Annotated in this window: 16 protein-coding genes; 13 read left to right on the plus strand and 3 right to left on the minus strand. The window is 50.3% G+C overall.

Annotated features, from left to right (window positions below; translation table 11 throughout):
* Nucleotides 1-90 precede the first annotated feature (90 nt).
* From AC4G46_RS14880 to AC4G46_RS14905, 6 genes are all read left to right on the plus strand, one after another.
* Nucleotides 91-435 carry a DUF1801 domain-containing protein gene (locus AC4G46_RS14880; protein ID WP_491128610.1) on the plus strand — a complete coding sequence of 115 codons (345 nt, stop codon included), beginning with the start codon at nt 91-93 and terminating at the stop codon, nt 433-435.
* 27 nt (nt 436-462) lie between these two features.
* Nucleotides 463-852 carry a DnaJ family domain-containing protein gene (locus AC4G46_RS14885; protein WP_491128611.1) on the plus strand — a complete coding sequence of 130 codons (390 nt, stop codon included), beginning with the start codon at nt 463-465 and terminating at the stop codon, nt 850-852.
* A gap of 82 nt (nt 853-934) precedes the next feature.
* A complete protein-coding gene (locus AC4G46_RS14890) occupies nt 935-1,777 on the plus strand; it encodes a methyltransferase domain-containing protein (protein WP_491128612.1) in 843 nt (280 codons plus the stop codon).
* A gap of 89 nt (nt 1,778-1,866) precedes the next feature.
* Nucleotides 1,867-4,362, plus strand: a complete 2,496-nt coding sequence (gene hrpB, locus AC4G46_RS14895; protein WP_491128613.1) for an ATP-dependent helicase HrpB — start codon at nt 1,867-1,869, stop codon at nt 4,360-4,362.
* A 445-nt stretch (nt 4,363-4,807) separates the two neighbouring features.
* The gene (locus AC4G46_RS14900) at nt 4,808-5,467 is read left to right on the plus strand and encodes a general stress protein (RefSeq protein WP_491128614.1); all 660 of its coding nucleotides are present in this window, start codon (nt 4,808-4,810) and stop codon (nt 5,465-5,467) included.
* Between the two features lie 718 nt (nt 5,468-6,185).
* Nucleotides 6,186-6,545, plus strand: a complete 360-nt coding sequence (locus AC4G46_RS14905) for a replication termination protein (protein WP_068726179.1) — start codon at nt 6,186-6,188, stop codon at nt 6,543-6,545.
* A gap of 2 nt (nt 6,546-6,547) precedes the next feature.
* On the opposite strand, the gene AC4G46_RS14910 is transcribed toward AC4G46_RS14905, so the two are convergent.
* Nucleotides 6,548-7,111: a TraR/DksA C4-type zinc finger protein gene (locus AC4G46_RS14910; RefSeq protein ID WP_491128615.1), complete on the minus strand. Its 564-nt coding sequence runs from the start codon at nt 7,109-7,111 to the stop codon at nt 6,548-6,550.
* A gap of 188 nt (nt 7,112-7,299) precedes the next feature.
* Between AC4G46_RS14910 and AC4G46_RS14915 the strand changes: the two genes are divergently transcribed.
* The 5 genes from AC4G46_RS14915 (at nt 7,300) to nagE (ending at nt 13,677) form a co-directional block, all read left to right on the plus strand.
* Entirely contained in the window at nt 7,300-7,683 is a 384-nt protein-coding gene (locus tag AC4G46_RS14915) for a DivIVA domain-containing protein (RefSeq protein ID WP_491128616.1), read from the plus strand.
* Nucleotides 7,684-7,797: 114 nt separating this feature from the next.
* Entirely contained in the window at nt 7,798-10,575 is a 2,778-nt protein-coding gene (locus AC4G46_RS14920) for a CHASE3 domain-containing protein (RefSeq protein ID WP_491128617.1), read from the plus strand.
* A gap of 204 nt (nt 10,576-10,779) precedes the next feature.
* Nucleotides 10,780-11,646: a PRD domain-containing protein gene (locus AC4G46_RS14925; protein ID WP_491128618.1), complete on the plus strand. Its 867-nt coding sequence runs from the start codon at nt 10,780-10,782 to the stop codon at nt 11,644-11,646.
* A 22-nt stretch (nt 11,647-11,668) separates the two neighbouring features.
* Nucleotides 11,669-12,175, plus strand: coding sequence for a PTS sugar transporter subunit IIA (locus AC4G46_RS14930; RefSeq protein WP_491128619.1), 507 nt, complete (start codon nt 11,669-11,671; stop codon nt 12,173-12,175).
* Nucleotides 12,176-12,222: 47 nt separating this feature from the next.
* Nucleotides 12,223-13,677 carry an N-acetylglucosamine-specific PTS transporter subunit IIBC gene (gene nagE, locus AC4G46_RS14935; protein ID WP_491128620.1) on the plus strand — a complete coding sequence of 485 codons (1,455 nt, stop codon included), beginning with the start codon at nt 12,223-12,225 and terminating at the stop codon, nt 13,675-13,677.
* A gap of 109 nt (nt 13,678-13,786) precedes the next feature.
* Here the strand turns inward: nagE and AC4G46_RS14940 are convergent, their stop codons facing one another.
* Nucleotides 13,787-14,668 (minus strand): glycosyltransferase family 2 protein, encoded by an 882-nt coding sequence (locus AC4G46_RS14940; RefSeq protein WP_491128621.1) that lies wholly within the window; start codon nt 14,666-14,668, stop codon nt 13,787-13,789.
* A gap of 221 nt (nt 14,669-14,889) precedes the next feature.
* Here AC4G46_RS14940 and AC4G46_RS14945 point away from each other — a divergent pair, with 221 nt between their 5' ends.
* Complete coding sequence (locus tag AC4G46_RS14945) at nt 14,890-15,204, plus strand: hypothetical protein (protein ID WP_491128622.1); 315 nt, start codon at nt 14,890-14,892, stop codon at nt 15,202-15,204.
* 155 nt (nt 15,205-15,359) lie between these two features.
* Here AC4G46_RS14945 and catR read toward each other — a convergent pair whose 3' ends face one another.
* A complete protein-coding gene (gene catR, locus AC4G46_RS14950; RefSeq protein WP_090715774.1) occupies nt 15,360-15,686 on the minus strand; it encodes a catDE operon transcriptional regulator CatR in 327 nt (108 codons plus the stop codon).
* Nucleotides 15,687-15,847: 161 nt separating this feature from the next.
* On the opposite strand from catR, the gene AC4G46_RS14955 reads away from it, so the two are divergent.
* Nucleotides 15,848-16,630, plus strand: coding sequence for a GTP cyclohydrolase II (locus tag AC4G46_RS14955; protein ID WP_491128623.1), 783 nt, complete (start codon nt 15,848-15,850; stop codon nt 16,628-16,630).
* Nucleotides 16,631-16,648 lie beyond the last annotated feature (18 nt).

A 16,648-nucleotide genomic window follows, 5' to 3' on the forward strand; every position in this document is an offset into this window, starting at 1 on the left:
CCGGAGTAGGGCTGTTTGTGATGCGCAGTGTTGTAAAGTGAGCAGGGTATGGTAAAATCTGTGCATACTATGAATCTGGAGGAGGATCCTATGAATCAGGAAGTTACTGATTTTATCAATAGTGTAAAACAGCCTTGGCAAATGGATATCTGCAACAGGCTGCGCCAGCTCGTTCATGATTCTATTCCGGATGTGCAGGAACGTATACAGTACGGCAAGCCGCATTTTCTCAAAAACGGCAAGTATGCTGCGGTTATAACAACTGCGAAGGGATGGGTTACCTTTACTATTTTTAATGCAGCAGGACTTGAAGTGCCGGAAGGTGTGTTTGAGCCCGGAAAGCCGGAACGGTTAACAGCCAAGCTGCTGGAGGGAAAGCCGGTTGATTATGAGCTGTTTGCTGGCCTGCTGAAGCAGGCTTCTGCTGAATTGTAAGGATGCAAAAGGAGAGGGGATAAGCCGATGCTGTCATGGCTGGCGGAGCAACGGATTCAGGAGGCAATGAGAAACGGGGAATTTGCAGATTTGCCGGGGCATGGTAAACCGCTGGAGCTCGAAGACCTGTCAGGCGTTCCCGAAGAGCTGCGAATGTCGTTCAAAATTATGAAAAATGCCGGGATTCTGCCGGAAGAGCTTACTTTACGGGCGGAATGTGTGACTTTGGAAGAATTACTGGCAGCCTGCCGTAACAGCGGCAATGCTAATTCATCTGAGCAGAAAGCCCTCGAATCCAAGCTGTCCTTAAAAAGATTGCGGCTGCAGCAGCTCCTGCGTGAGCGCGGTCTGGAAAACAGCAGCATTATTACGGAATACGGGGATCAGATCCGTCAGCGGCTGTCAGATCAGGATTAATAGCTGCATTCAGTGCGCATGGTTCACAGGACTGTGTGCACTTTTTATAGATTAAGGGTCAGAAATAATGCGGAGGTGTCAGATGCAGGACCGTAATTCTACTTATAATATCGGAAATGTAGCTACGGGCTTTCAAACGGAGGTTGAGCGGTTAAAATTGCAGGCTGTCATGGGCTGGGAAAAAGAATTCCGTAATCTCCGGTGGTTTGGTTTACGCAGCGGAATGAATGTGCTGGAAGTGGGAAGCGGGCCCGGTTTCGTTACCGAACAGCTTCTTCACAGCCTGCCGGACATTCATGTAACTGCACTCGAAATTGATAAAAATCTGCTGGAAGAAGCGCAGCGGCGGATTGTTGCTCCTCCTTCAACCAGGCTGACGTTTGTACAAGGCTCGGTCTATGAGACCGGGCTTCCTGACCATACATATGATTTTGTTGTAGCGAGACTGTTGTTTCTTCATCTGCACAATCCGGGGGATGCTGCACGGGAAATTTACAGGGTGCTCAAGCCGGGCGGCAAGCTTGTTATTATTGATATCGATGACGGTATTTTTGGCGCGGTCAGTCCGGATTGTGATGCCTTGCCAGGAGTGATCCGCAAGCTGGCGGCGCATCAGGCTGCCAAGGGAGGAAACCGTTATGTCGGCCGGACGCTTCCCCGGCTATTGGCAGAGTGCGGTTATACGGATATTGATATGGATGCTGTCATTCAGCATAGTGACCTGCACGGCAGGGAAGGCTTCAGGCGGCAGTTCGACATCAACCGGTATACGATTTTTTTTGAAAAAGGAATTATAAATAAAGAGGAATATAATCAGCTGAAGCAGGCATGCGAGCATTTGAACAGCTCCCCGGATGCTTACGCGATGATGACCTTTGTTATGGCCTGCGGCAAAAAGCCGGAGATTTACTCAGGAACCGCTTGAAATCCCGGACCGTTTCGCCCATGCTATAAGAGGCGTCTGGTAATTCAAACAGAGTGCACATAAGACAGACACAGTTATGGAGATACAGAATGAAACAGCTTCCGATTATGCAGGTGCTTCCTGACCTGAAAAAAATACTATCCGTCAGCACGGCAGCTGTGCTTATTGCTGAACCCGGTGCGGGTAAGACGACGGGAACCCCGCCGGCTTTTCTGGATGAGCCGTGGATGGCGGGCAAAACGATATTAATGCTGGAGCCGAGAAGACTGGCTGCCCGTTCCGCTGCTGTATACATGGCTGCCTGCCTTGGGGAGCAAGTGGGGCAGAGCGTCGGTTACCGGATGCGGATGGACAGCAAAGTAAGCAGACATACACGTATTACGGTCGTTACCGAAGGCGTCCTGACACGGATGCTGCAAAGTGATCCCTCGCTTGGCGATGTGGGACTTGTCATATTTGACGAGTTCCATGAGCGCAGCCTCCATGCTGATCTTGGCCTGGCGCTGGCGCTTGAGGCGCAGTCTGTGCTGCGCGAAGATCTGCGGATTCTGATCATGTCGGCTACTCTGGATGCAGAGCGGGTTTCAGCTCTGCTCGGCGGGGCAGCCATCGTCGATTGTCCCGGGCGGACGTTCCCGGTAGAGACAATCTATGCACCAGCCGGTAATGACGCTGCGCTTGAACAATCTGCAGCTTCTGCTGTACGCCGCGCCCTGGCGGAGCAGTCGGGTGATGTGCTGGTGTTCCTGCCCGGGGAGCGGGAGATCCGCCGGACTGAACGCGAGCTTGCCGGTGGCAGCCTTTCTGCGGGCACGGTTCTGCGGCCGCTATACGGCCAGCTTCCCCAGGCGCAGCAGGATGCTGCGGTGGCTGCCGCTGTGCCCGGCCAGCGCAAGGTGGTGCTGGCGACCTCGATCGCCGAGACGAGCCTGACGATCGAAGGAGTGCGCGCGGTAATTGATACCGGCCTGCGGCGCACCCAGGTATTTTCGCCGCGCACCGGGATGCCGCGGCTCACTACCGTACCGGTATCCAAGGCATCGGCCGACCAGCGGCGCGGCCGGGCAGGCCGGACGGCACCCGGAGTCTGCTACAGGCTGTGGAGCAGGGAGGAGCATGCCCGGCTTCCGGAGGACAACGTGCCGGAAATGCTTGAGACCGACCTGGCGCAGCTTGCCCTTGAGCTGGCGCTGTGGGGCGTGGCGGATCCTGCCGCGCTGCCCTGGCTGGACCCGCCGCCCGCTGCGCCTTACGCGCAGGGCACGGCGCTGCTGCGCCAGCTCGGCGCGCAGGACGCCGGCGGCGCCATTACGCCGCACGGCCGCAGCATGGCCGCGCTCGGCGCACACCCGCGCGCCGCGCATATGCTGCTGCGCGCGGCTCCGCTTGGCGAAGCGCCGCTCGCCTGCCGGCTGGCGGCGCTGCTGCAGGAGCGGGACCTGTTCAAGGGTCCCGCGGATCAGGGCAGCGACATCACGCTCCGCGTGGAGGCGCTGCTTGCTTTTGAGCGCTCCGGCGCCAGCGGGAGCGCGGACCCGGCGGCTCTGCGCGCGGTGCAGCGCGAGAGCCGGAACTTTCTGGCGCAGCTGCAGGCTGCGCCGGAGGCAGTGCCCGGCGACCTCAGCCGCATAGGCCTGCTGTTGTCGTTCGCCTACCCGGACCGGGTAGGGCAGAAACGCGGCGACGGCGCGTTTCTGCTGTCCGGCGGCCGGGGGGCGGCGATGCGCGAGGGGCAGCCGCTGGCCCGCTCGGCCTACATCGTTGCCGCCGGCGTGGATGACCGCGCCGGGCAGGGGCGGATACTGCTGGCTGCGGAGCTGTCCGAAGCGGAGCTGCTCCAGCATCACGCAGACAGCCTGACCGAGGAACGGGCTGTCTTCTGGGACAAAGAGAGCGGCAGCGTGAAGGCACACCGCAGGACGATGTTCGGCGCACTGGTGTTAAAGGAAACGACGCATGAGCGCCCGGATGCAGAGGAGATTGAGGAGGTACTGCTGTCCGTAATTGCTGAAGAGGGCCTGGATATGCTGCCGTGGGACAAAGGTACGGCTCAGCTGCGTCAACGGATGGCTTTTATGCATATGGTCAGAAAAGACTGGCCGGATGTCTCGGATGAAGCGTTGCTAAGTACATTAGGGGACTGGTTACGCCCCTATCTGCAGGGCATGCGCAATTTGCGGGAGCTGCAGCGTCTGCCGCTGTCCAAAGCGCTTGAAGGGATGCTGGACTGGAACAGCCGGCAGACGCTCGACCGGGAAGCACCCACTCACATCACGGTGCCCAGCGGGTCCCGTGTGCCGCTTGATTACAGCAACCCTGGCACTCCTGTTCTGGCGGTTAGGCTGCAGGAAATGTTCGGCCAGGTGGATACCCCGCGGATCGGGATGGGGCAGGTTCCCGTGCTCCTGCACCTGCTCTCGCCGGCAAGGCGGCCGATGCAGGTCACTGCAGATTTGGGAAGCTTCTGGCGGAGCACATATTTCGAGGTCAAAAAGGATCTCAAGGGACGTTACCCGAAGCACTACTGGCCCGATGATCCGCTGCAGGCGGTGCCTACCAGCCGGACTCGGCCTAACAATAAGTAATCTGACAGCAGAAGCTTCTGCAGAATTCAGCTGCGATTAGCAGTAGATGTTTGTCTGTGTAAGTGCAGGCAAGCGGCTGGAACTGCTGTAAACAATCAATTTTTCTGGAGCCACAGCCATTCTCCCTATTTCTCCGAGAAACCCTGTTTTACGAAAACGATATGGATAAAAATCACTTCGTTTCGCCGAAATTGCCCCAGAGCGGTGAATGGCCTGAATCAGATGATGTTATTCCAATTAGTAGACGCAAAAGCAGGAAAACACAGGAACTAAGTAGCAAAAATCCAACTAAATAGATTAAACCCATCAATTTAAGCTAAGGGAAGCGTGGTGGAGGGGGATTTTGTAGTTCTCATATAATTGTCATCCCATCCCTGTACACTGTTTGACTGAACGATTATAGGGTAATAATGTAGCGAACGACAATTACGAAGGAGGGCTTCAAGTGACTACCAAAAAAATCGTAGGCATCTTTGATACGGAACAAGAAGCAACCAGAGCAATTGAAGATCTGCAGAGCAAAGGCATCAGAAACGATGAAATATCCATCATTACCAGAGACCGTGATGAATTACAAAGCATTTCTGAAGATACAGGCACCATGGCGCCGGAAGGTGTAGCAACCGGAGCAGCCACAGGCGGTGTAGTCGGCGGGGTTGCCGGACTGCTTGCCGGAATCGGTGCGCTTGCCATACCGGGCATCGGACCGATTCTCGCAGCCGGACCGATTGTGGCTACACTGACAGGTGCGGCTATCGGTGCAGGCGCTGGCGGACTTGTCGGAGGTCTAATTGGCCTGGGCATTCCGGAGGACGAAGCGCGTGAATATGAAGGTTATGTCGACAGCGGGAAAATCCTGGTTCTTGTCGATGACAACGGAAGAGGGAATGCAATCCATGATGTCTTCCGCGGCAACCGTTCATTGAACGCCAGCCGGTATGACTCTATTTACAATACAAATACTGCCTCAGATACGCTGGCGGACAGAGGGGCTACCAACCCTGATCTTACTCCGGATGATTCCACAGTAGGGAACACGCTGGGCAACAGAGGTTCAATGAATGCCGGCAGCGACCCGGATCTCTACAACCGTAACCGGATGTAACCTGGATCTGCCTATATGGTGTGACCAGACCGGAGTAACCATTCCGGCAAAATGAATAAGAGATAATCAAGACTGCATCTTCCGGAGCTTATCCGGGGGTGCAGTCTTTTCATTTTTTAAGCCCCCGATGTCCCGCGCAAAAGATAAACTGGCAGTGCAAGTTTTATTTTACTGATTACACAATTTAAACATATGAAAAATTCATACTAAACATACTAGGCACACTAAGCAATCATTAGGAAGTTAAAATAAACGACCTAAGATACGAACCTGATTCAGGTGGCTCTAAAGCTGGGACCCATTCACAAGCGTCATATTGAGGAATTTTGCTAATTAAACAAAGGATCGCGAATTAATGAGGAATACGCCATTTTTTAGGGTATAACCCTATATATTTTTACTACTAATGTTAATATTACAACATATGAAAAATTCACAATACTAAAATCAAAAAAATCTACACCCCACACCTGCGACCCTTATCCTATTCTTTCACCTCACCTTAGAAACAAGTAAAGCCGGAAAAAGTGAACCCGTATCACCCAAGTGGTCTATCACACATTCTTGAGTGGGTGTAAATGCCGCATGTAATACCTTGTCACTCCAACCGGCACAATGATTCTTTCAAATTATGAAATTAGAGAAATAGGCGATATACTAGAGTTAATATTTTCCGCTGACAGATAACGGCTGGCGGGAGATGAACAGGAGGGATAACATGGCTTTTATGATTGCCCAGCGGGCATTTATCAAGGTGTATCTGATTACGATGGTTGAGCAGCATAAGGGATACGGTTATCAGATGCTGGAGGATTTGCGGAGGGATTTCAAAGCCTATGGCTATTCGCCTCCCCAGAGTGAGGTATACCGTGCCCTGCACGAGCTGGTGCAGCAAGGGATATTGTACCGCACCAAGCAGCTGAAGGGGAATGATCCCAAGGTCGATTTTCAGGAAATCGTCCTTTATCATTTTACGGCTGACGGGGAGGAGAAAGCCCGGCTGTACAAAAAACAGGTAAAGACAGATTTGGACCGCTGCCTGGGTATCCTTAACAAAGCGGTCTCAGATAATTACTAACGTCAGGAATCCTGATCATCCGTATCTTGGCCGGGAGGCGGTACTGGTGAGCTTGCACTCCCGTAATCCTCTACAGAATCCCAGGCGCCGGCATCATCGAATCTGCCGCTATGCTCCTGGCGGCTCTCGCCCGCTCCGGAAGGCGGTGGGGTCATCACCTGTTCTTCAACAGGGCGTTCGTCCGCAAACTCCCGGCCGGGCACATGCTCAACTGCATAAGGTGTGTAGGGAATGGCTTCAAGGCGTTCATACGGGATTTCCTCTTTACTGATGACACAGATCCCATATGTGCCTTCTTCCATCCGCTGCAGCGCAGCTTCGATATCATCCAGCTCATCTCTGAGCGCATTATTAATGCCGAGATCACGGCTTCGTTCAAAGGTTTCGGTGCCTGCATCCGCAGGATGATTGTCTACCGTTGACAATTCTCCGGTTGATACCCGGAGCGAGTCGCCGAGCAGGCTGTTTTCTTCATCATTATCTTTGAAATGCTGCTCCAGCTCCTGTCTGCGTTCATCCAGCGTATTCTTGAGTACAGCCAGCTGCTGATCTGTTAAGTGACTCATGGTTCCATCTTCCTTTCGGCATTGAGAGTAGTGTTATTGTGTAATCTTCCTTACCCTATTCACTAGGCAGGCAATCAGCTGGAGAAATAGAGCAGAAACTGCAACTTTAGTGATATTTTCATACAGCTTTCAGCCTGATATAATAATTACTGCTAAAAGAACATAGACAAAGCATGGAGGTCACAGCAATGGACGAACATATGAAACGCAGACTGGATAAACAAAGAAAGCTGTTCAGCCAACTTGGTATTACGCTCGATGCACTCACCATACATGAAAAGGAATTCAGCATGAAGCTGCGCGGTTACGATGCTGAAGAGGTGGATACTTTTTTAGATAGTGTAATCAAGGACTACGAACGGTTCTATGCAACCATCGCTGATTTGATGGATAAATGGCAGGAGCAGCAACTGGAGTTGCGTGAATTGAAGGATCAGAGCAAGGCTGCAGCAGCAACGCCGCCTGTCATCCGGGGAATTGATCCGCAGGATCTCGAAGATATTGTAGCCAGACTTGAGGGCAACCTCCGCCAGTTAAAGGACAAGCTCCCCCGCACAGAGAAATACTTGTAGCCGCCGTGTTTTCACATACAACCCTCTACATGCAAACCGGCGTCAGCAGGCGTTAGCTTGTTTGACGCTGCTTCCGGCGTATACTATCAGGTAAAGAGATTTATATCCTGCCAAATGGAGGTTGAACTCTTGCTTACCAAGCAGACTAGGAGTTTAAATATCCGCGGTAAAATAGCCATCGGTTATACTGTGATTCTTGTTATGCTGGGTCTGTTCCTTGTGATTGTTTCCGGCCGGATCACCGATCTGGAACAGGAGACCGTTTATTTAAGTGATCATGATATTGAAGTACACGAGCTTACATACCGGATTGAAAAAAATGTACTGGATATGGAAACGGGACAAAGAGGCTTTGCACTCACAGGGAACATCAGCTATCTTGAGCCTTTTAACAGCGGGCTGTCCGAATGGACTGTAAATTATTCTAGACTTAAAGCTCTTATAATCGATAACCCAAACCAGATAGAAAACCTGGAAAATATTAAACGTGATATTGAAAAATGGATTCAGGAAGCCGGGCAATATGTGGTTCAGCTGAAGCAGCTCGGCCGTGATGCTGAAGTTGCGGAGTATTTTCAGAATGATTCCGGCAAGTCGGTGGTTGATTCTATCCGCATCCAATCGGATTATTTTCGTGACAATGAGCGCAAGCTGACCAATGAACGGATTGATATGCTTAAAGACAGTAACCACAAGCTGATTACCACAATGTATATTTTATGGGCACTTGTGGCGCTGCTGGCTTTACTTATTACCTACTTGCTCTCTGTGAGTATCGTGAGGCCGCTGCAGCATGTCATTCAGGCTATCAACAGTATCGCTGACGGTGGCAATATGTCCGAGAGGCTCAAAGTCAAAACCATGGATGAAGTCTATGACCTTGGCGAAGCTACGAACAGACTGCTCGACAAGGTACAGGTTGACCAATGGTGTACGGAGCAGATTGCTTCAACCTCTATCATTCTGCAGGAAACAACGGACCTTTCCGTTATGAGCAGAACTTTTGTCAATAAACTGGCAACGACCTTTGAGATTCAGTACGGGGCCATTTATGTCCTGCATAATGAGAAAGCAAACAAGAGGGCCGTTTACAAGCGGATGTACTCCTATGCGGGAAGTGCAGATGCGGACACTCCTTACGGAGCTGTACAGATACAGGCTGGTGAAGGACTTATCGGACAGTGCGCTGTTGACAGGGAGGTTATGTTCATTGGGGATCTTCCTGAGGATTATATCGCCATAAACTCCGGGCTGGGCCGGATTGCACCAAGGTTTGCAGTGATTGCCCCGGTTGTTTTTGAGAATAAGACCCTTGCTGTGGTAGAGTTCGCTTCCTTAACCAAATGGGCTTCCCATCATGTGGAGCTGTTGTATGAGCTGCTGAGTGCCCTGGGTGTATCGCTTAATTCCGTTATGACCCGAATGGAAATACAGTCATTGTACCAGGATTCCCAGAGTATGAACGAGGAGCTTCAAGTGCAGTCCGAGGAGCTTCAGGTGCAGTCGGAAGAGCTTCAGGTACAGACGGAAGAGCTGCAGAATCACACCAGTGAACTGATGGATCTCAACAGAGAGCTGGAAAACCAGAAATCTGTAGCCGAGAACGCTGCTGTTGAACTTGAAAAATACACCAAGCAGCTGGAGCTCAGTTCGCGTTACAAAAGTGAATTTCTGGCCAATATGTCCCACGAGCTTCGCACGCCGCTTAACAGTATGCTGATCCTTTCCCAGCTGCTCGTGGAGAACCGCAACAATTCTTTAACGGAAGAGGAACTGGAGTATGCTTCGGTTATCCATTCCTCCGGCAGTGATCTGCTGGCCATGATCAACGATATCCTTGACCTCTCCAAGGTGGAGGCCGGTAAAATGATGGTTGAAATGGATGCCGTTAATCTGACCGAATTGCCAGCGCTCCTTACCGGCTATTTTGAAAAAACGGCAGCCCAGCATCAGCTGGAGTTTGCGGTACACCTGGATGACAATGTGCCCGATCTATTCTTTACGGACGAAATGCGCATGCATCAGATTCTGCGCAATTTGCTCTCCAATGCCTTCAAATTCACAGAGCAAGGGTTTGTCCGGGTAGAAATCAGCTGTACCGAATACCGGCCGGATGAGCCGGACAGCGGTCCGGTGGAGATGCTGGCCTTTGCGGTTACCGACAGCGGGATCGGAATATCGGAAGCTAACCGGGAGCTTATCTTTGAAGCATTCCGGCAGGCAGACGGCACGACTGCACGAAAATTCGGCGGTACGGGACTGGGCTTATCCATTTCCCTTCAGCTGGCTAAGCTGCTTGGCGGATATATTACTTTGCAGAGTGAGGAAGGGAAGGGCAGCACATTTACCCTGTATCTTCCATACCTTCAGGAGGACTCTGATATTGTACCAATACCGCTTGGAGCATGGTATCCTGCCGCAGCCGCGATCGAGGGGAATACAGCCGATTCCCGCGAACAGGAGCAGGTTCTGAATGACAGTATGCTGTTTGAAAGAGAATATGAGAAGCTGCATGGCCGGACTGTGCTGATTGTCGATGATGATCTGCGTAATATTTATGCCCTTCAGAACGGCCTGCGTCCTTATGAGATGAACATCCTGACTGCACAGAACGGCTATGAATGCCTGCAGATCGTCAGGGAACAGCCTGAGGTCGATATGGTCCTGCTGGATATTATGATGCCGAACCTCGACGGCTATGATACGCTGTCCATTATCCGTGAGGAGCTGCTGCTCAGGGAGCTTCCAATCATAGCGGTCTCTGCCAAGACCATGAAGGAAGACCGGGAGAGATGCCTTGCTGCAGGGGCATCCGATTTCATAAGCAAACCGGTTATGATACAGGATGTTGTCACACGGATGTGCAGGCTGATTAAGCCCCGGGATATATAGCCCGGCAGCCCGGCTTGACTTTTCTAAAATTACCATTGACGGAATATGGACTATGACTTATGATAAGCTCATAAATGATCATTTATAACAAACGGCGTGTTACCTTTTAAGGGCATGAGCCAAGGATTGTCTTCATTGTATATGAGGCGGTTCTTGGCTTTTTTTGTTGCCAAATTTCTGAAGATTAGGGGAAGGAGGGAGAACTTGTCGCGGGATATCGAAACCTTTCAAGTGCAGCGGGTAATCGGGAACAATGTTGTTATGGTGCAGGGAAGCAAGAACGGCAAGGAATATGTCATTATCGGCAAAGGCATCGGTTTCGCAGTCAAGGATACCGGAGTGATTGAGGTTAATGATCAGCGGATTGAGAAGCTGTTCCGCCTGGAAGACCGGGAAGAATGGAGCCAGTATCAGATTTTGCTGGAAGATATCGATCCGAAAGTAATGAAGATCACCGATGAGATTATCGGAGATATCACCAGTCAGTTTCCCGGCAAGTTAAACGACAAGATTTATTTGGCGCTCCCGAGCCATATCCAGTTTACCATCTACCGTCTGCGCAGCGGTATGGATATCATTAATCCCTTCTTGCAGGAAACCAAAATGACGTTCCCCAAGGAATTTGAGATCGCTTTCAGGGCAGCGGATAAAATCAGTGCCGAGTTCAATGTACAAATTCCGGAGGATGAAGTCGGCTTTCTGACTTATCATGTCTATTCAGCGGTCAGCAATGTACCGGTTGGACAGCTGGTGAAGGTATCCAATATGGTGAATGAGCTGCTGGAGCAAATCCGGGCCGAACAAAAGATCACCTTTGAGCACGGAAGCATGAATCATGTGCGGCTGATGATCCACCTGCGGTTTTCACTGGAACGGATTCTGCAGGGCTCGCTCATTGATAATCCGTTCGTCAAGCATATTAAGAAAGAGTACAAAACGGAATACAAGCTGGCGCAAAAGCTGGGAAAAGTAATCCAGAACAGGCTGGAGGTTCAGGTTCCGGAAGAGGAGCTGTGCTTCCTCGCAATGCATTTGCACCGGCTGTTCCAGACCGTAGACAAAAACAAATAGCAGCATGAGAGGAGTGGTGCGGATGTTCTCCAGATGGAAATCCAAAAAAGAAGAGCAGCGTACTGTGCAGTTCATACAAATTAACGCCCCGTTAAGCGGGCAGGCCGTTGACCTGAGTAAGGTGCCGGATGATACCTTTGCAGGCGGACATATGGGCACCGGGATTGCGATTGAGCCTGCAGAAGGCAAGCTGTTTGCACCTTTTGACGGAAGAATTGCCCATATCGTTAAATCCGGCCATGCACTGATTATTGAACACGCTTCCGGGCTGCAACTGCTGCTACATATCGGCATTGATACAGTCAGCCTGAAGGGCAGCGGTTTTGAGAGTCACGTTGTTACAGGCGACAGTGTAACAGCCGGGCAATTGTTAATCGAGTTTGATCTTGAAGCGATCCGTTCAGCTGGACTCGCCACGATTTCTCCGGTGATTATCACCACCATGGCGGAAACACCGCCGGCAGTAGAGTGCCTGCACGGACAGGTTACAGCAGGGAAAGACCTGATCCTGAAAGTTGCAGCACAGTAACGACATATAGAGCAGTACCAACTATGATCTAAGGGGATGATTGTATTATGTTGGCTTTTCTACAGAAGTTAGGCAAATCTTTGATGCTTCCGGTTGCTACCATGCCGGCGGCTGCGATACTGCAGGGGTTCGGGCTTATTAACTATGAAAAAGATCTGCCGTTTGGCAGTGTGGTCGGAGGGTTTCTGAACCAGTATGTAGCCCCCTTCCTGAACGCTGGTGCGGGTGCAATCTTCGGTAATCTGGCACTCATTTTTGCTATCGGGGTGGCGATCGGGTTTGCCGGTGATGCTGTTGCTGCACTGTCGGCATTGATTGCCTATATGGTGCTTACCGAAGTGCTGGCTATTGTACCTTTGCAGTTCTCCTTCATTAATGATGATGTCGTATTGAACATGGGTGTGCTGGGCGGGATTTTTGCCGGTGCCTGGGCTGCTTTCTTGTACAAGAGATATCATAATGTCAAAATGCCTGACTGGCTTGGCTTCTTCGCAGGTAAGCGGTTTGTACCTATCATCACTGCGGCCTCCACGATGGTGCTTGCAGTGTTCATCGGTATGATCTGGAGCCCGGTCCAGGATGTAATCAGTGATTTCGGGAACTGGGTAGTCAGCCTGGGGGCAATTGGCGCATTTGTCTTCGGTACTGCGAACCGGCTGCTGATTCCTATCGGACTGCATCATGTTATTAACACCATTGCCTGGTTCCAGATCGGGGACTTTACTAATGCAGCCGGTGAAATCGTGCACGGTGACCTTACCCGTTTCTTTGCCGGAGACAAAACAGCCGGAATGTTCATGACAGGCTTCTTCCCGATTATGATGTTCGCCCTACCGGGTGCGGCTTTAGCCTTCATCCATACAGCCAAGCCTGAAAAACGCAAGATAGTTGCATCCATCTTTATCGGTTCGGCAATCGCATCCTTCCTGACAGGGATTACTGAGCCGCTTGAATTCTCATTTATGTTCGTTGCACCCGTATTGTATGTAGTGCATGCTGTACTGACTGGTCTCGCCGGACTTCTGATGTATGTGCTCGACGTTAAGCTCGGCTTCGGCTTCTCCGCCGGTCTGATCGATTACCTGGTGAATATGAAGCAGTCAACTAACGCCTGGATTCTGATTCCGGTAGGGCTTGCCTTCTTCGTGCTCTATTATGTGCTGTTCCGCTTCATCATTGTGAAGTTTAACCTGAAGACACCGGGACGCGAAGATGATCTGGAAGATGATCTCCAGGAGGTTGCTGTCGGAAGCGGTACGGTACCGGCATCTTCCAGAGCAGCGAAGATTCTGGAGAATATCGGCGGACCTTCCAACATCCGTACAATTGATGCCTGTATTACCCGGCTGCGGCTGAATGTTAATGATGACAAGGCGGTAAAGGATGCAGCCCTGAAACAGCTGGGGGCTTCAGGGGTTATGCGGCTCGGCCAGGGTGCGGTACAGATTGTATTCGGTCCGCAATCCGAGCAGATTAAGGATGATATAAAAAAGCTGATGTAATAAATGTACAAAAGGAAAGATAAATAATACCGGCCCAGCTGTTTCCGGGGCCATATAATAACCCGTCAGGCTTATGCCCGGCGGGTTATTGTTATCAGAGCTGATGTTTTTAGTATGGGACTCTTGAAATGCATTTGGATAGGGCCATATGAAATAGCTCCTGGTCGAACACCCGGTACTGCCGATTTTGATCAATCAGCCAGTTTGCAAATCCTGCTGCTGTCCGATACTCCTCATAGTCTTCAGAATTCACTCTAAACTCGGCTAGTTTGGCCAATTGCTCGTATTCCTCATCCGATAATTGAATACCCAGCTGAGAAATGGTTTTAAGACGGATTCTTCGTGCAGAATTGTCTTGTACAAGGCGGTGTTTATTGGATATTTGTCCTTCATGTGGCCGATAGAACATTAAATTATGAGGAACATTCGCGAGCTGCGCGATTGAGGAGAGCCTGTTCCACAATTCATAATCCTCCGCATGAGGATAATTATGATCATACCGGATTCCGAGACGGTCTATTGAACTATGCCGCATCATCACGGAAGGGTGAAGCAGGCAGGAATGAAATAACAGCCAGACCTTAATTTCCTCATGGCGCTGAGGATTTAACTTGACTGGCCCGACGTAATTGGTCGTGTATCCGGTTCCGCAAATATCGATGTGGGGATTCTGGTCCATGAAGTAAGCCTGAACCTCCAAGCGGTTTAGGGCTGCAACATCATCGCTGTCCATACGGGCAATGTATTCTCCCCGGGCCAGATCAAGCCCTTGATTCAGTGAAGTGACAATTCCCATATTTACAGAATGAAATATCTTTTTTACTCTGGCATCTTTTATTTCATGAAGTATTCCCGCCGATCCGTCAGTTGATCCGTCATCAATAATGATCAGCTCAAGATCACTCAACGTTTGTAGCAAGATTGAATTAACGGCATCCTGTAAATACATAGCATTATTATAGACAGGCATAACTACTGAAACTCTGGGCACCTGGCATTCCTCCTAAAAACTTGTCTCCGATTACACTATGATGAGGAACACCGGGATGCGATAGGAGGAATCAAAAAAGGCATTTCCCTAAAGGTCTTGTTTTTCTATACCATTCATAGATGAACAAATCGGGCTGGACCTGTTTCTTTAGTCAGAGCTATTGCAAAATCTATAATACCGAGTATAATACTTGGTATATAAGGATTAAGGAGTCGGTACCCATGTCAATTGATGATTATCTGGATCTGCTAAACTACGCCAAGTCAATTAACGATGGGCAGTGGCAGGCTGACATTAATGAAAGTCTTAAGAATTTTAACGCGGCCTCTGAAGCACAAACAACAGAAGAGCATGTCCGTGAGCTGTGGAGCCGGTTCGATCATATTAATCTGCAGCTGCTGGAATTGTTCGATAAGCTAAGGGAGGATGAAGCGTCGGAGGACAGCTACCGCTGGAAAGAACAGATTTGGGAGCTGAAGCTTGAGCGGATTACCCTGGCCAAGCAGATTCAGGAGCGTTATACCAACATTAGATAAATATTCAGATTTTGCAGATTGCATTTATGGGGATACTTAACACCGCTGTGTACAGTTTGCTGCTGACAAAGATAAATGCATGACTACACAAACAAGCGCCCTTTTGAGCCGGAATCCGGTTCAAAAAGGGCGCTTATCTGCTTCAAAAGCGGGGCTCACTGCTTGACTCCAAGCTCAATCCATTCAGAGGACCAGCTGCTGATCTCTCCCAGAATCGGAGCCAGGGCATTGCCTTTGGCCGTCAGGGAATATTCAATGCGCACCGGCATTTCGGGATACACTGTCCGCTGAATGATTCCTTCATTCTCCATTTCCTTCAGGCGGTCAGATAATACCTTACCGCTGAGATTAGACAGGCAGCCTTCAATTTCACCAAAACGGCGGGGGCCCTGCATTAATACAAATACGATCAGTGCAACCCAGCGTTTGCTTAGAACATCTACCGCCTTCTCAAAGCGGGGACACATCTCGAACTCATTCATTTAGCTCACCTCTGCATTCATTATATCATAAACTTACAATAAGTAATTATAAATATTTAAATATATATTATAACTTGACGAAGTTATATTACAATGATAAACTAACTTACAAATAGTTACTACAGCAAATTTTAATAATTAAATTTTAGGACGGTGCAATTATGATTAAACCGGATATCATTTCTATATTGCAGAATAAAATCAAGTGGATTACTAACAATGACAATACAAACATTCTCGTCGGACCGATTACCTTGCCTGTTAATCTGGACGGAGAGACGGTTACTTTTAAATGGTACAGCTGGCTTAACGCAGCTGATGAAGATCTCCAGCAGGGTGATACCAAGGAAGCAACAGAGCTGCTGATCTCCCGCCTGTCTTCGCTGAAGCTTGCTGATTCGCAGCAGTCGAGTGTACTGGTGTACGGTGATTTTGAACATTCGGACGAGGCCCTGATCCGGATGCACAGCATCTGCCATACCGGCGATATCTTCGGAAGCAAGCGCTGCGACTGCGGATTCCAGCTGCGCCAGTCGATGAAGATGATCGCACAGCAAGGCTCCGGGGCGCTGTTCTATTTGGCTAACCATGAAGGCAGAGGTATCGGGCTGTTCAGCAAAGCAATGGCCTACATCCTTCAGGAGGAAGGCTATGATACAGTAGAAGCTAACCTGGAATTGGGCTTTGCCGATGATTCACGTGATTACAGCGACGCGATCAGCGTTCTGCAGCACCTGCGCAGCAAACCGGTCACTCTGATCACGAACAATCCGAAGAAGCTCGAGGCTTTGAAGGCGGCCGGAATGAATACCGGTAAACGGATTCCGCTGTGGGGTGATGTGTCCGTCTTTAACGAAAAGTACCTGCGGACCAAGGTTACCCGTTCCGGGCATCTGGAGGCTGTGAAGACGGCTGATTTTTTTGAAGGAAGAGTCGCTAAATAATGAGGGGGAGTGCTTTTC

The organism is Paenibacillus sp. fava2 (assembly GCF_058313675.1).

Excerpts from the sequence above, each read along its gene's own strand:
- AC4G46_RS14905 (WP_068726179.1), top strand. The coding sequence starts at position 6,186 with ATGGCTTTTATGATTGCCCAGCGGGCATTTATCAAGGTGTATCTGATT.
- catR (WP_090715774.1), bottom strand. The coding sequence starts at position 15,686 with ATGAATGAGTTCGAGATGTGTCCCCGCTTTGAGAAGGCGGTAGATGTT.
- AC4G46_RS14880 (WP_491128610.1), top strand. The coding sequence starts at position 91 with ATGAATCAGGAAGTTACTGATTTTATCAATAGTGTAAAACAGCCTTGG.
- hrpB (WP_491128613.1), top strand. The coding sequence starts at position 1,867 with ATGAAACAGCTTCCGATTATGCAGGTGCTTCCTGACCTGAAAAAAATA.
- AC4G46_RS14920 (WP_491128617.1), top strand. The coding sequence starts at position 7,798 with ATGGAGGTTGAACTCTTGCTTACCAAGCAGACTAGGAGTTTAAATATC.
- AC4G46_RS14930 (WP_491128619.1), top strand. The coding sequence starts at position 11,669 with ATGTTCTCCAGATGGAAATCCAAAAAAGAAGAGCAGCGTACTGTGCAG.
- AC4G46_RS14955 (WP_491128623.1), top strand. The coding sequence starts at position 15,848 with ATGATTAAACCGGATATCATTTCTATATTGCAGAATAAAATCAAGTGG.
- AC4G46_RS14910 (WP_491128615.1), bottom strand. The coding sequence starts at position 7,111 with ATGAGTCACTTAACAGATCAGCAGCTGGCTGTACTCAAGAATACGCTG.
- AC4G46_RS14885 (WP_491128611.1), top strand. The coding sequence starts at position 463 with ATGCTGTCATGGCTGGCGGAGCAACGGATTCAGGAGGCAATGAGAAAC.
- nagE (WP_491128620.1), top strand. The coding sequence starts at position 12,223 with ATGTTGGCTTTTCTACAGAAGTTAGGCAAATCTTTGATGCTTCCGGTT.
- AC4G46_RS14945 (WP_491128622.1), top strand. The coding sequence starts at position 14,890 with ATGTCAATTGATGATTATCTGGATCTGCTAAACTACGCCAAGTCAATT.
- AC4G46_RS14890 (WP_491128612.1), top strand. The coding sequence starts at position 935 with ATGCAGGACCGTAATTCTACTTATAATATCGGAAATGTAGCTACGGGC.
- AC4G46_RS14915 (WP_491128616.1), top strand. The coding sequence starts at position 7,300 with ATGGACGAACATATGAAACGCAGACTGGATAAACAAAGAAAGCTGTTC.